The following is a 16,008-nucleotide window of genomic DNA, read 5'->3' as shown; positions in this document are numbered from 1 at the left end:
TCAAACATCATTTTTAATGTATCAATTTAAAACCGTGTGCTACTGTATCTGCTTGTTGCTTGAATCGAATCGTAACTGTTGTACCATGGATTTCCGTTTCAATATCATCACCTGGGTTTAAAGTTTCTACTTTATGAACTTCTTGTAATTCGTCCAACTCAAGTGTCGATTCTTGCGTCACTTCTCCTGTTAAAAATGCGAATGTCACATCTTCTTTTTGTGTAAAGAACACTGTTGTGCCTTCGTCTAATTTGATAGAAGGTTGTGCACTTGGACGTGTCTCGTAAATCCCTTCGCCATTCATTTCTAACCATGCACCAAGTTGATGAAGACGTTCCACTTGAATTTCAGGAATAGTACCATCTGGACGCGGACCGACATTTAATAATAAGTTGCCGTTTTTACTTACCACTTCAATGAGTAGGCTGACAAGTTCTTCTTCTGAAATCGTTTCTTCTTCACCTTCATTACTATTGAAAGCAAAAGAATAACCCATACCACGCGTATATTCCCATTTCTTTTGAGCAGCTTGATGATTATTGGAATACTCTTTCGTATCAAAGTCTTCCCATGTTTCAAACTTTTCTGGTGGATGATTCCAGTTCGGCGCATTTTTCTCAATATGCCAACGATCATTTACGACACCTTCAGGCACTTTGTTGTAATAATAAGCAAATAAATGCTTCACATCTTCTAAACCTTTATCAGGCCAACCGATGTCATTCCATAAAATATCAGGTTGGTATTTTTCAATCAGTTCAGCAAATTGTTTATACGCATAATCTGCAAAATCATACGTAATTGGACGCACATATTTGACATCTTCAAATGTTACAATCGGCTCAAACGTAAAGCGCCAGTTCAAACCACCTGAATAATAGTGTCCCATTTTTAAGTTTTTTTGACGTACCGCATCAGTCAATTCACCCACTAAATCACGTTTCGGCCCTTTAGTTGCAACACTGTAATCTTGATTGTAGCGACTAGGCCATAAGTTGAACCCATCGTGATGCATTGTAGTTAAAACGACATATTTCGCACCTGCTTTTTCGAACAATGTTGCCCATGCTTCAGGATTCCATTTTTCTGCTTTCCATAAATCTGCAAATTGCTCATATTCAAAATCTTCACCATACGTTTTCGCATGATATTCTGCAGTTGGACTTCCCGCAATACGTAAAGTGTTTTGATACCATTCGGAATAAGGATTTAATGTAAAATGCATATCACGGTCAATTTCTCCAAATTTGCCCTCTGTATTCGCCCAATGTGGCACAGAATAAGGACCCCAATGGATAAAAATACCAAACTTCGCATCATCAAACCATTTCGGTAATGGATGTTGCTTTAATGATTCCCAACTCGGTGTATAATACATGTTTATTGTACCTCCACAGTTTTTATATTTTTAATTACGTACACGACTCTCTAAATCTTTAACAATTTGTGGGTAAATTTTATCGAGTTTGTAGAACAACATAATAATAAAAATGATCACCGCTAAAATAATTGGTAAATGGATGAATATAAATTCAATCACTGTGTACACACTTTCTGGTTGTTGTGCATGATCTTTACCACTAATATGACCACCGAATTCTAAAATCCAACCTGTAATCGCACCTGAAAGACCACCCGCTAATGTTGTACTAAATGTCCCACCACTATAAATCATACCTTCATTACGGATACCTTGTTTCCATTCACCATATTCAATCGTATCTGCTAACATTGCATAAGCACTACCCATCATTGGCGCAAAACCTAAACCTCTTAAGATTGAAGCGCTATACACTAAAGGTAAACTATCTGTTTTAATCAACATCATCGCACTACCAACGACAACTAAGAATAAACCAATTAAAATCAATGGTCTTCTGTCAAAAAACTTTAAAAGATATGGCATACAGAAAAAGCCTGCTAACATTGGAATAGTAAAGAAAAGTGACATTGCACCGACTACACTTGCATCTTTTAAAATATAGTCTGCATAGTAAACATTTGTACCTGTCATCATACCGAGCAATATCCAAGACATTAACATAATGCCAAAAATCATAATCCAATATTTATTCGTGATCAGTAATTTGAATGATTTCATTAACTTAATGTCTCTATCTTTTTTCGTTTGCGTCACACGTTCTTTCGTAAACTTAAATGTAAACATGAAGATAGCTACAAGTAAGACACCATAAATAATAGCAACATATTGCCATGCACGAGCATCACCACCGAATGCATTAACTGCAGGGATAGTCACATTTGAAATAATCAACATCATTACAAAGAATGAAATCATACGGAATAAGTTCAAGTTGTTACGTTCTTTAGAATCTTGTGTAATTAACGCACCTAACGTACCATAAGGAATGTTACTTGTTGTGTAAATCAAGAAATACAAGTTCAAAATAATGACAACATACCAATTGAGAGCAGTATCACTCCATCCGGTCGGCATACTAAAGACAAGTATTGTTGAAATCGCTAAAGGTACTGCTGACCATAAAACCCACGGACGCGCTTTCCCCCATCTTGTACTCGTTTTATCTACCACATAACCCATCAAAATGTTCGTAATCGCATCAAAAATACGTGTGAAAAACAATACACTTCCTAAAAACGCTGCTGAAATCCCAATGACATCTGTGAAATAATACATAGAGAAACTTCCTACCATTACAGCAGCAAATGCCGTTGCACCGTCCCCTGAACCGTAAGCTAGTTTTTCCCTCACTGACGCTTTGTAATTAGCCCCTGATTGTTTTGACATACTAATCTCCTCACTTTTTTAAACCTTTAATCCATACCATAAAATGATCTCAACTTAATTAATTCATCAATTCTTTCTTGTGATAATTCACGTTCTCCATCAAGCTGTCTCGTAATGTACGTTAATTTTGCGATATACTCTAAACGCTCCATATTCAAGTAAGCGGACATTAAATCTTTGCCCCATGTAATTGCGCCGTGACTTTCTAGTAACACCGCTTCTCTCTGATTGAAGTATGGCTCAATTGAATCCGGTACTTCTTCAGTTGATGGACAGCCATAATGCGCCAATGGAATTTCTGGCATTGCAATGACAACTTCAGGCATCGTCGCCTTATTCAATACTTCTCCTTTAATCGCAAACGCTGTCGCATAAGGTGGATGCGCATGGACAACACCTTGGCATTGTGGCATTTTTTGATAACAACGCAAGTGCATTTTCACTTCTGTAGACGGTTTAACGCCCTCTTTGCTATCCAAAATATTGCCATCTAAATCCAATTTGACAATATTTTCAGGTCGCAAATAACCCTTACTTGTCGCAGTGGGTGTAGCTAATATTTCATTTTCTGATAAACGTGCTGAAATATTGCCATCATTTGCTGCGACGTAATCTTTGTTAAATAGATTTCTTCCTATGTCACAAATTAACTCTCGTAATTGTTGTTCTTTTTCAGTCATCTGACCTCCCCCTTCTTATTCGTTTGGTAGATAGCTGGTTAATTCAACTGATGTATCAATCACTTGTTGAACCGCTGATTTGTCAATGTGTTTTAATGTGAGCAACTGACTTAAAATATTCCCCATGGCACTTGCTTCTATAGGCCCTGTTATCACTTCTTTATTCGTAAAATCAGCCGTCAATTGACACAACAATCGGTTTTGTATACCGCCACCGACCATATGTACTTTGTCGTAATGTCGACCAGATAATTTCTCAATTGCTGAAATCGTTCGTTGATAATTTAATGCAATACTTTGAATCACGACGCGTGTCCACTCTCCTACATGGTCAGGAATACGTTGACCTGTCGCGATTAAGTGTTGTCGGATGAGTTCATGCATATTTTCATGCTTCAGAAAAATGGAATCTTCTACATCGATATAACTATCAATTTTACATGTGACTGCACTTTTAACGATTTCATTGTAGCTATGTTGATGGCCTTGTTCTGACCAGTAGCGTTGTAGCTCTTGTAACACCCAAAGCGCATTCAAATTTTTTAGGCATTTGATGTAGCCTTCGCTCGTTCCTTCATTCGTTATCCGATGCTCATACGCCGCTTCAGAAATAATCGGACTTTCGAGTTGAATTCCGATGACTGACCAAGTCCCACACGAAATAAATATGGCATCTGATGCGACTGTTAAAATACTCGCCGCCGTATCATGGCCTGCTGAGGCAATCACTTGCAAATCTTTTAACCCCGTCTCTTTCACAAGTGTGGGTGTCAACGGACCGAGTATCGTGTGCAATGTCATGTCACTTTGCTGAAACCACTGTTGCGGAATGCCAAGTGTGTCCAATACTTTGGTTGACCACGTCTGTTCAGTAGACAACAAACCACTTGTACTTGCAATCGCATAGTTCACATTCGTTTGTTGAGTTAAGAAATAGTTGAACAAGTCCGGCATAAAAAGTACATGTGCCACTATATCTTTCAACCAAGGATGTTCTTGAAGGTCTGCATAAAGTTGCACGTATGAATTAATCGAACTCGGTAATACGCCTGTTTCTTTATAAAATTCAAATTCTGATAAACGGTTGTAGATAGCTTCTTGGTACTTTAATTTCGTTTCATTGCGATAGTTTTTAGGCAATAACAAGAGATGACCGTTCCGATCAATATAACCAAAGTCGACACCCCACGTATCAATCGCTAAACTTTCCACTTCTGTAGTGATACGACTGACCGCTTTTAATCCATTTTTGATTTCTTGAAACAACTTCGGAAAGTCCCAATACAAGACGCCATTCATCTCAACAGGTGTATTCGCAAAACGGTACACCTCTTCCAATTGTACTTTGTGACCGTCAAACGTCCCTAAGATGACTCTGCCTGAGCTTGCGCCAAAATCAATCGCAATATGCTTTGTTTCGCTCATAAAGTCACCACCTAGCGATATACTGGGCCATATGTTGCACAAGCACGATAATCCGCACTTTCCAATGATTCCGTACCAAAATGTTGCCATACACGTGGTCTGAAAATGTCTGATTCGTCCACATTATGCATGCTGACTGGAATTCTTAACATAGATGCTAATGTAATCAACTCGCAACCGATATGACCGTAACTGATGGCACCGTGATTCGCACCCCAATGATTCATGACATCATATACAGATTTAAAAGCACCTTGACCTGTTAAACGTGGCGCAAACCAAGTCGTTGGCCAAGTTGGATCCGTACGGTCATCTAAAGTACGGTGAATGTCTTCATCTAATGTCACTGAATAACCTTCCGCAATTTGTAACACTGGACCTAATCCTGCAACGAGATTCAAACGGACCATCGTTAAAGGCATATCGCCCTCTGTTAAGAAGTTTGTCGAGAAGCCGCCTCCACGGAAATATTCTTGTGTCGCTGGTCTGAATTCCGTCACGTTCAAACATGCTTCCACTTCTTCATTTGTAATTTCCCAATATGGTTTCATCACAGGTTGACCATCACGTCGTTGTTGGCCTGTTCCATCTAAAGTCGCTGAACCTGAGTTAATCAGATGTAAAATACCGTCTTTCGCACGACCTTCTAATGGCTTACCTGTTACGCGCTCAACCGCTTCAGGACTCCAATATGTACGCACGTCTGCAAAAATTTGGGCTGTATTCGTTAATAAATAGTTGAATAACATCGATACCCCATTGAGCGTGTCATTTTCAGTCGCTAAAATGTATGGTGTGCGTGTGCCATCCCAGTCAAATGACGTGTTCAAAATCGTTTCAGTAAAGTCACCATTCGGATAAAAATCCGTCCATTGACGTTGACCTTGGAAGCCTGCAGCAATCGCAAAATGACCTTCCGTTTCTTCTTCATAACCGAGCTCAGCTAATTTCGGATTACCTACCATTAAGTCACGACTGATCAATGTCATCTTCACAATAAATTCAACTTGCTTTGCTTTTTCTTCATCGCTAATTTGATTTTCTAGCGCGTTGTTATCTTTACCAAAGTGACATTTTTCTTTCGTCCAAGTCAGTGCGCGCTCATACTCTTCGTGATCATAGATACCTAATTCCATACGACGAATTAATTCAGTTGAATCGACATATTCATTGCGCATGCCTAAATACTGTTGGAAGAAGCTTTCATCTACCATCGAACCTGCAATTCCCATCGATACACTACCGATTGATAAGTATGATTTACCTTGCATAAGCCCTTTTGCGAGTGCGGCTTTACTAAACAGTAATAATTTTTCTTTGACGTCTTCAGGAATATGACGATCCGTTGCGTCTTGAACATCTTTACCATAAATGCCAAATGCCGGAATGCCTTTTTGTGCATGTGCAGATAAGACTGCCGCTAAATAAACCGCACCTGGACGCTCAGTCCCATTCAATCCCCAAATCGCATGTGGGATATTGTGGTTCATATCCATCGTTTCCGAACCATAACACCAACAAGGCGTGACAGTGATCGTTGCGCACACTTGATGTTGTTCAAACTTTTCTTTTGCTTTATTGGCTTCAGTCACGCCCCCAATCGTTGTATCCGCAATCACACATTGTACGGCCTCGCCATTTGGGTATTTCAAAGTCTCTGAAATCAATTGTGCCACGGCTTTCGCCATATCCATCGTCTGTGCCTCGAGCGACTCTCTTACTCCCTTTCGACGTCCATCAATCGTTGGACGAATCCCAATTTTAGGTAACTGTGTAAACATCATGACCCCTCCTTTAATGAATGATTTCTCTCTCTTTCAAAATCATTATATGATAACGCTTACATAAAGTAAAGATTTTCTCACATTATTTGTGGTATTTTGAGTGTTTGCGTTTTGGTTTTTTGTGATATTTTTCGTTATAATGTGAGAAAAGGAGATGGACGAAATGAAAAAATTTCAACGTTACAGCGAAATTATGAATCGTTTGCATACATTCAAACATGTGAACGTCAAAGATTTAGCAGATACTTTTAAAGTAAGCGAAGAAACGATTCGTCGTGATTTGGAACAGTTAGAAAAAGATGGCGTCGTCAAAAGAAAACATGGCGGGGCGTCGTTAGTTGCGGAGAGTGACTTTCCTTATGCATTTCGTGCGACGAGTAACTCTGACAAGAAAAAAATCATCGCTAAAAAAATACTTCCCTTATTAAAAGAAAGTTACAGTATTATGGCGGACTCGAGTTCAACCGTGTTAGAGGCTATACGATTACTTTCCATTCAAGGGCAGTCTTTCAAAGTGATTACGAACTCAATTAATATGCTGTATGAATTATCATCCACACCGCTCGACTTTATTTCAACAGGCGGGATGTTAAAGCCTGATTCAGCGACATTAGTCGGTTCCCAAGCGATTAATACGATTCATCATTATTATACGGACGTCACATTGTTAAGCTGTCGTTCATTTTCGGTTAACGGGGCTTCAGTGAATGGGGAACATGAAGGATTTACTAAGAAAGAAATGGTGCGCCAAGGACGAAAAATCATCATGCTTGTCGATTCGAGCAAACTGATACCACATGAAGATGCACTGTTTCAATTCGCATCGTTTGATGACATTGACTATGTGGTGAGTGATGTTCCACTTCCAAAAGCGTATCGCGAAGTGCTCGAACGACATCACGTCGAAGTGCTTTAATGGGTAGGACACGGAGTTGGGTATAGTAACACCCCCGCAAGGCTGACTAGACTTCTCAAAAGTGCATACATTGAGAAGTCAGACAGCTACTGCGATAAACAATAACCACTATCAAAATTATTAGACGTGGTGTTGTTTTTTTACTTTTCCTTAGGAGTCTCGCCCATTTTGCCAATCTGACATCAAATGTAGAAAACTGAGGACAAGTTTATGAAATCAAGAAAAACAATAGCATACATTTTTATGTTCTATGCATTTCCATTTTTCGACTATTTTATAATCATTGATGAATAATAAGGTCATGTGAAGATAGTGGCAGAGAAAACATAATGTCTCAGCCCCTTATTTCCTTTTATCTTCTTGTTTGTTGTATCCACGTTCTGACAGTCATAAAATTTTGCCAATCCGACTCACTCATCATCACAATGCCATATTTTTCTAACCGCTGTTGCACTGCTTCACGCATAGACTTATCCATATAATGCAATACACCGGGATAATAACGCTCATAAAATTGAAAATCACATTGTTGAACGAGGGCCTCCGCTTCTAATGGGATGTGTTGGACTAACTTTTCTGCTTGCGCCATACCACCATATTTCAATACATAGAGCGCTAAAAAATCCAACCGTTCGTCCGTTCCCCAAGCAATCTCTGTCGACTGAACTTGATTCGCATACGCACCCAGTCCGAGTCGACCGCGTTCATTTTCCACATCTATGAGCAGACGCTGTTGTACACCGATATGTGGTTGCGATGTTCTCACTGCATGACACGCCTGTTCGAGCAAATGGGGCCAACGTTGACACGCAATTTTCGTATGCCCCACTGCCGTTAACCCTAGAGAATGAGGCAAGTTCACCATTCCTGCAATCGCCTGTTCAGCCTCCATTTTCGTCATGTTAACTGTCAGCGGATTCAACTGCATCCCAGTCACCATATAAGTGGTATTGAAAAAGTCTTTGTACAAAATACTTCCTATCATATAATAATCTGAAGTAATCAAAGGAAAATGCGTCTCCATCACATTCGTTTTTACGATGCGACTTTGCCATTCATCAAACATGTCATACATGTGTGCAGATTCCCGACCAAAATCCAATGACACTGCATTCACGTCACCAGTCGTCAGTGCTAATGCGGACAAATTATATACATCCCCGTTGAAATTGAGCGTTTTGATGTCATGTCGCATCATTGAATTAATATTCCAAAAGAGCATACGCACTTTACAAATGAGCTTGGCACCCGTGCGTCGTTCAATCTGTTGTTTCGTTCGTTGAGAGACTTTCCACTCCATCTCGATCGTGTCATAGTACTGACCACAAAGCGCTGCCAATGCTTCTGCTACCAAATCATCACGCACTTCGATAGGATCTGCCATTTCAAATCGAATCGTGCCTTCATGTATCTCATCATAATAAACCGCTTCAACCCACCCTTGCTGATGTCGAATCGCTTCGAACGTCACTTTCACACCATGCGCCTCCTTTGAGTCTTCTTTTCTTTTATCGTAACGTAATGATGTTAATTTTATGTAACGCAACGTTTGATCGCCACATTCTCATGCTAAAGTTGGAGAGATGATTGTTGCTCTAGACGCATGTCACACGATAGCCATTCATGTATCCTTAAATTATCACGCTACAAGGAGGTTTCTACCATGCGTGTCCTTTTACGTGCTGCCATTGCAATAGGTGTTATCCTATTTGCTGCACACTATTTCCAAGACAGCGACAACTTAGCGGCTGTCGAAAATTACAAAAATGATGTTGTTCAGTCTTCTTATGTACAAGACTTTTTAAACAGTCAAGCTGTGCAAAAAATAGAGCACTTGGAATTTGAAGATTTATTACCTTCTGATTTCTTTTAACTGAATATCAAAAATGACCAGAAATCGAAATACATTCGATTCCTGGTTCATTTCAATATACACATGGACCTAAGTTAAATGGATTAGTTAATTGGTGCGCCACCAGTGACACCATAAACTTGACCCGTAATATAGCTCGCATTGTCTGAAGCGAGTAACACATAAACATCTGCTAGCTCAACAGGTTGACCTGCACGTTGCAGTGGTTGGTTTTGACCAAATTTTGGCAGACTTTCTTGTGGTTGGCCTCCACTAACTTGAAGTGGTGTCCAAATAGGACCTGGTGCAACAGCATTAACACGGATACCTTTAGGCCCTAATTGTGCTGCTAAACTTTTCGTCATAGAAATGTTAGAAGCTTTTGTCATCGCATAATCTACTAAATGTGAACTTGGTTTTACACCTTGAATAGATGCAGTCACGATAATACTTGCGCCTGGCTCAAAATATTGTAATGCTTCTTGAATAGAGTAAATATTTGAGAAAACATTGACTTCAAATGTGTCTGTTAATTGATCCGCTGCTAAATTTTCAATCTCATATTCATATTGTTGCATGCCTGCATTGAGTACAAGGATATCGAGCCCATTTAATTGACTATGTGCATCTTTAACCATTTGTTTCGCATATTTCGAATCACGTAAATCACCTGGAATTAATACTGCTTTTTGTCCTGCTTTTTCAATAACCGCTTTTACTTCTTCAGCATCTTCTTGTTCATCCGGGTGATAAGCAATCGCAACATCTGCCCCTTCTTTGGCATAAGCAATTGCAGCTGCACGACCTATACCTGAATCGCCACCTGTAACTAATGCTTTTTTACCTTTTAATTTATTCGCACCTTTGTACGTTTCTTCTCCACAATCTGGGACAGGTGTCATTTGTTTTTGAATCCCAGGATATTCTTGAGGTTGTTCTTCAAAATCACCATTAAAAAATTGTTTCAACGGATTATTATGAGTCATGATAAAACCCCTTTCAATTGTATATGTTTTTCATTCCCTTTTTATGTATTTAAAAACATACATATCTATAAAAAACATTCTCATTGTCATCCATATATAATTTAATAATTTAAATAGTCAACAAACAAAATTTTAAAAACTAAATTTCACATTTGAATAAATGTCTTATTGAAAGATTTAACACATAAGAACTATTTATCTATACTTGGGCAAAATGTAGCGAGCCAGGTTGCTCAAGCTTGTGAAGATGTCGGCGTATAAGATATTCATTCTCATAGCACATGCTGAATTTTGATACCGTTTAAAATCATTCAATAATTCCCTCAACACATTGAACCATAACAACAATAAGGGAGAGAAACAGTCATCATTTTGATTTCTGTGCCTCTCCCTATTTAAAATTAAAGACTCTACTAATATATCTTTGTTATTAGACTTCTAGTATCAATACTTTCATCAAAACGTATTGATATTAAATGAATGTAAAGCTGACAAGACTACGAGCACAGTTAAATAGTCAATAAAATAAATATGTGTCAATTATCATACATCTTAATAAACTTCAAAATCATGACGAACAGCTTTACTGTTTTGCCTGTAACTTAAAGAACTGTTTCATCATCAAACCTAACCCCAAAAATACTAATAGTAATCCTTTTCCCTGTTTATTTTCAGTTAGACCTGTTGCAGGTAATTGCGGTGCAAAGAATGATTTTTGGGTATCATCACGTGTATTCATGCTAGCTATCGATGCTGTATTGCAACTTAATTTAAAGTACTTCTTCGCTACTTTTTGTGCTTCTGCTTTTTGATTTATAGTTTTCATCGTATGCATAAAGTGCATCGTATCATTTACATAAACTTCATCAGCACGTTGGTTTTTATACATAATATCTTCTGCTATAGAAACATTTTTCAAACTATGCATTTTTGTTACTATGGTCTTTTCTGTTGCAACATCATTGTCAGAATCGATAACCGTTTCAGTGACATCCGTTGAGTTAATGGGTTCTTCAGTGTCAGTCTCGCTTTGTTTGTCCATTGTATTATCATTTTCTAGTGCTTCTGTTTTTTCTATCGACTCAACTTTTCTAGCTGTCTCTGGCACTTCTACTTCTTCTGGTTTTTCAGGAGTGACTACGTTCTCTGATGAGTCACCCGCTTCTGGTACATTCACAGCTTCTGCAGCTTCTTCTTTTTCTGTTGGCTTCTTATCTTCCACGACCGTTGAGTTCTCTTCTTTTTCTGGCTGTTCTACATTATCAATAACAGTCTCTGATTCTGTCACATTTTCTTTTTTCGATGTTTCATTTTTCTCTGTTACCTTGACATCATCACTAGCTTTCGGTGTTTCTACTTCTTCTAGCTTTTCAGGGATTGTCACACTCTCTGATGAGCTACGCACTTCTGGTACATTTACAGCTTCTGCAGCTTCTTCTTTTTCTGTTGGTCTCTTATCTTCCACAACCGTTGAATTCTCTTCTTCTTCTGTTGGCTCAACTTTTCCAGCTGTCTCCGGTGTTTCTACTTCTTCTGTGTTTTCTGGAATTGCCACATTTTCTGATGAGTCACGCACTTCTGGTGCATTTACAGTTTCTGCGACTTCTTCTTTTTCTGTTGCTTTTTTATCTTCCACAACCGTTGAATTCTCTTTTTCTGTCGATTCAACTTTTCCATATGTCTTCGGTGTTTCTACTTCTTCTAGCTTTTCTGGGATTGCCACGTTCTTTGATGAGTTCTCCGCCTCTGATGTATTTACGTTTTCCAACGTTACATTCTCTTTGGGTTGTTCAGTCGGCGGAGATGTTTTCGGTACTGGTTTGATAACAATGAATACCACTGGCGAGATATTCATACTTTCATCAATGGCTTTAACAGCAACCTTGTCATGCGCTTGAATGCTTCCTATAACAGGATCAATAATTTTCCACGTTCCATCTTGATTGACCTGCGCCTCTACAGTGTGTTGCTCATTAATTGTCACAACGACTTTACTTTTCGGCTCTGCTGTCCCCATCAATACAGTTGTTCCTTCACTTAATTGATTGACTGTAGGTGTCTTAGGTGCTGTTGTATCTATAACTTGTCCTATTCCCGGTTGTGACTGATTACCAAAATTGTCAATTTCTGTCACAAAGATTTGGTCGCCAGCTTTAAGTTCTGTATCAAACGGAACACCAATCATCCATGTTAAATTACGACCTATTTGCGTATCTACCAATGTCCCATTAGGTAGTTTTACTTCAATCAGATCTTTATATTTCTCTCCGCTTCCCCATACGATATGTTTCCCTGCCTCCGTAGTTGTCACTTTAGGAGGTACTGGAGGCGTCTCATCAAAAGGAATGACATCATTTGGTATTGATCGATTTCCTACATCATCAATTGCTTGCACTGAAATAGTATCATCTGCAGTCAGAGACATACCTTGTGGAATCTGAATAGACCAATGGCCATCTTCTACGTTCCCTTGTATCGTTTGCTTGTTAGGAAATGTAACAATAATCGATGTATGGGGCAATGATGTACCGGACATCGTTGTTGCATTTTCTACAAAAACATCCACTTCTGGCGATGGAGGCGCAATTGTATCTGTGACTTTAGCATAAAGTGGTGCAGAAGGAAATTTCCCAGGTAATGTAGCAACAATTGCCAATTGATCATCTACACGCAACACTTCTTTAGCAGGAATTTCCGCTTCCCAATAACCATATTCATCTGCTTGAACCTTTGTCACTGCTCCTGATGGAAAAGTTACAGTGATCTTTGCATTTCCATCTGCATTTCCTATGATACTATCACGATCTCGTTCAGTTTGAATTACTGTAGGTATCGATGCTCGAGTCGTGACAACTTCTTTCAAGTAAGGTTGTAATTGCTGCATCAATTTTTCTTTTTCAATGACATCCATATGTTGAATCCCTTGAACAACACGGTATAACGCAATTCGATAATCTCGATCAGGATGTGCCTCCATTTTTGCGATAAGCTGTGTTACATCTCCTTGCATCTGCTCATTGTATCTATTTTCTGCCGCTTCTGTACCTTCATTATTAACAATCAATCCTTTTTCAGTTAACGTATATGTCACGATTTCATCCCGCTGATTTGGAAATATTAAGCGTTTTCCATTCTCTATACGTTGTACTTGACGACGCGAGTTTGGCTCACGGTGTTTCACAGTGATTGTATCCCCATCTTGCATTTCAAAAGCAATCTCTTTTGCTTCAGGCGTGACATTTCCCACTAATGAATTGTCAAATAAAATTGCTCCTTTTTTACTTTTAATGGTAATACGTGCATATTCATCCTTAAAATTATTATGTGGCTGCATCTGATTTTGACGATAGATGACTTTATGATGTTCGGGTTGATATTCTATTGTTGCAAATTCTCGATTAGATAACCCTTGTAATACAATCCGTTCAGTCATTGCAGATTGTCTATGTTGTATCGCTGGATATGTGACTGTCGCTTCATTTTCCCCTTTTTCTTTCACTATCAAATACATATCTTCTGGCAATGCTAAATCTTTTGATAACGGCGCAATAATTTTATATATACCTGGATGTATCTTTTCAAACTGTGCCTTTCCATTGACAATGGTAGCTTCAGCAACCTTTTCAGTTCCATCGAGAAGCTGAATGACACTGTCTTCAGGTAGGATTTGGTTTTGCATATTCACATTAACTGTCGCATTCGTTTTAATTGCTGAATCTTTAATGTCAGATGTTCGGACTAACTCGTACTCGGTAGCCAATCCTAGCTTTTCAACATATTTTTGACGTTCTGCGTCATTGTGGATCAACAACGCTAAGGGATAGATATAACTATTTGGATAGGCATTTAATGTCTCTTTCAACTTTGTAGGGACATCAATATGATAAAGATCAAAATAGGCTAAACCATTATAACCACTATCCGCAAGCCAGTATGTATTAATCCAACGTGGTACATCTTTAATAACAGGTGCTTTTGATGCCTCAACACGTATAGATTGAAGCATTTTTGTTAAGCCGTCAATACCCGTTAATCGAACGATACGCGTCATAAAATCTAATCGATCTCTTAAACCAATACTCGCATAAGAAAATGACTCTGGTGACTTTAACATTTGTTCATGTATACGTTTTTGAAATGCCTGTTGCTTATCACCATATAACCATCCATTTTTGATACCTTGAACTTTTGTTTGATATTCATTAGCCAAAATATTGTTCCATACTTCTAACAACTCCATACGATTATCTCTTACCATCCACCCATCAAAACCATGACCAACTTCATGTAATCCAAGCCATCCTGGTTGTAAATAACCATGTAAAGAATTACTATTCGAACCCATGCGATCCCATGACCAATATGCAAGTCCGAATCCGTGCTTGTCAGCAGCTGTAAAGTATTTCATTCCCACGTTATAATCAATAGACTGGGGATCTTCATTCAAACCAGTCCATTGATTGTATTTCGTAATAACATCGTCATAATAGTCAATCATATCATCTAATGACTTAAACGTGTGCCCTTGGCTTTGTTTCATATCACTTATACGCTGTTGGTCTACTTTAGGGATTAAAAATGTAATATACTTTCCTTCTACATATGCATAACTTGAATTTTGTGATTTCCATTGCGATTCAAAAGCAACTTGATTTTCCCCTTTACGATAAGTAGGTAGTGCGCGTCCCAAGTTGTTTTCGATGTAGAAATCAACTAAGGGCATATGATCGATACCTCTAGGTAAATTGACAAAGGCCGCACTATCAATTGTCGTCTCTAAATTAACCCATGCGCCATTTTTCGGGATTACTTTGTTTTTATTTTGGTGACCGTCGTCTGTCATTAGACTGACACGTAAATTTTCTGCGTTTTGAGTGCCCGCTTGACGAATATATAGTTTTGTATTCGCAGGAACAATCATTCCAAGACTCTCACGTCCTTGACCTATCCCTCTGCTCATTCCAATCGTTTGTGCAGTTTTAGGGTGATTCATAACAGGAATCGCTTTCTCATATACTTTTTCATTAATTCCTTGCACAGTTTTTTCTTTTGTTTCTGCTTGAGGGGCAGGTATCGCTGCTTGATTTTTCTCAGACTCTGTGACATCAACCTTACGAAATGCAGTAGAATCTGTATGGCGATTATGTGTTTCTATTGCTTGGTCAGTGGTCTTCTGATTTTCAGTTATTAGTTTCTCTTGAACACGCTCATCTTTTTTCTCTTGAGATTTATCCAAAGTGTCGCTCTTTGCGATTGTAGTCGTATTGGACAGAACGTTGCCATTTTTATGGTCAGTTGGCTTCAATGTGTTAAGTGAGTTATTTTGTGGCTGTGTGGAAACATTTTGATGTACCCTCACTTGTCCCTCAAGCGATCGCTCATTTGAGATAACATCAGTTGTCATCGTCTCATTTGCAGGGGGTAACTCAGCCGCATGTGCGGTATGACCTGTATTAATATAAAAGAAGGAAGCAAACATAACAGAAACAATGCCTACTTTAAATTTACGTATGCCATAATGATGTTGCACTTGCTGTGTTGATTTGAATTTGTCGTTTTTATTCAATAGAAATCCACATCCTCTTATTATTGTTG

Annotated in this window: 10 protein-coding genes; 2 read left to right on the top strand and 8 right to left on the bottom strand. The window is 38.6% G+C overall.

From position 1 onward, the window contains the following. Positions 1-13: 13 nt before the first annotated feature. Genes GZH82_RS02535 through GZH82_RS02515 form a run of 5 tightly spaced genes read right to left on the bottom strand, consistent with a single transcriptional unit; the run spans position 14 to position 6,656 of the window. Positions 14-1,378: an alpha-L-fucosidase gene (locus tag GZH82_RS02535; RefSeq protein WP_162681166.1), complete on the bottom strand. Its 1,365-nt coding sequence runs from the start codon at positions 1,376-1,378 to the stop codon at positions 14-16. A 30-nt stretch (positions 1,379-1,408) separates the two neighbouring features. Further along, a complete protein-coding gene (locus GZH82_RS02530) occupies positions 1,409-2,770 on the bottom strand; it encodes an MFS transporter (RefSeq protein ID WP_162681165.1) in 1,362 nt (453 codons plus the stop codon). Positions 2,771-2,796: 26 nt separating this feature from the next. Beyond that, the gene (locus GZH82_RS02525) at positions 2,797-3,450 is read right to left on the bottom strand and encodes a class II aldolase/adducin family protein (RefSeq protein ID WP_162681164.1); all 654 of its coding nucleotides are present in this window, start codon (positions 3,448-3,450) and stop codon (positions 2,797-2,799) included. A gap of 15 nt (positions 3,451-3,465) precedes the next feature. Continuing rightward, positions 3,466-4,875 (bottom strand): rhamnulokinase, encoded by a 1,410-nt coding sequence (locus GZH82_RS02520; RefSeq protein ID WP_162681163.1) that lies wholly within the window; start codon positions 4,873-4,875, stop codon positions 3,466-3,468. Between the two features lie 11 nt (positions 4,876-4,886). Next, positions 4,887-6,656, bottom strand: a complete 1,770-nt coding sequence (locus tag GZH82_RS02515; protein ID WP_162681162.1) for an L-fucose isomerase — start codon at positions 6,654-6,656, stop codon at positions 4,887-4,889. Between the two features lie 166 nt (positions 6,657-6,822). On the opposite strand from GZH82_RS02515, the gene GZH82_RS02510 reads away from it, so the two are divergent. Further along, positions 6,823-7,575, top strand: a complete 753-nt coding sequence (locus tag GZH82_RS02510; RefSeq protein WP_162681161.1) for a DeoR/GlpR family DNA-binding transcription regulator — start codon at positions 6,823-6,825, stop codon at positions 7,573-7,575. A 352-nt stretch (positions 7,576-7,927) separates the two neighbouring features. On the opposite strand, the gene GZH82_RS02505 is transcribed toward GZH82_RS02510, so the two are convergent. Beyond that, positions 7,928-9,052: a hypothetical protein gene (locus tag GZH82_RS02505; RefSeq protein ID WP_162681160.1), complete on the bottom strand. Its 1,125-nt coding sequence runs from the start codon at positions 9,050-9,052 to the stop codon at positions 7,928-7,930. Between the two features lie 186 nt (positions 9,053-9,238). On the opposite strand from GZH82_RS02505, the gene GZH82_RS02500 reads away from it, so the two are divergent. Then, the gene (locus GZH82_RS02500) at positions 9,239-9,448 is read left to right on the top strand and encodes a hypothetical protein (protein WP_162681159.1); all 210 of its coding nucleotides are present in this window, start codon (positions 9,239-9,241) and stop codon (positions 9,446-9,448) included. A gap of 83 nt (positions 9,449-9,531) precedes the next feature. Here GZH82_RS02500 and GZH82_RS02495 read toward each other — a convergent pair whose 3' ends face one another. After that, positions 9,532-10,413 (bottom strand): SDR family oxidoreductase, encoded by an 882-nt coding sequence (locus tag GZH82_RS02495; RefSeq protein WP_162681158.1) that lies wholly within the window; start codon positions 10,411-10,413, stop codon positions 9,532-9,534. Positions 10,414-10,996: 583 nt separating this feature from the next. Beyond that, entirely contained in the window at positions 10,997-15,979 is a 4,983-nt protein-coding gene (locus tag GZH82_RS02490) for an Ig-like domain-containing protein (RefSeq protein WP_162681157.1), read from the bottom strand. Positions 15,980-16,008 lie beyond the last annotated feature (29 nt).

It is taken from the genome of Staphylococcus sp. MI 10-1553 (assembly GCF_010365305.1).
Taxonomy (GTDB): domain Bacteria; phylum Bacillota; class Bacilli; order Staphylococcales; family Staphylococcaceae; genus Staphylococcus.
This window is presented reverse-complemented; position numbering and strand designations above follow the sequence as displayed.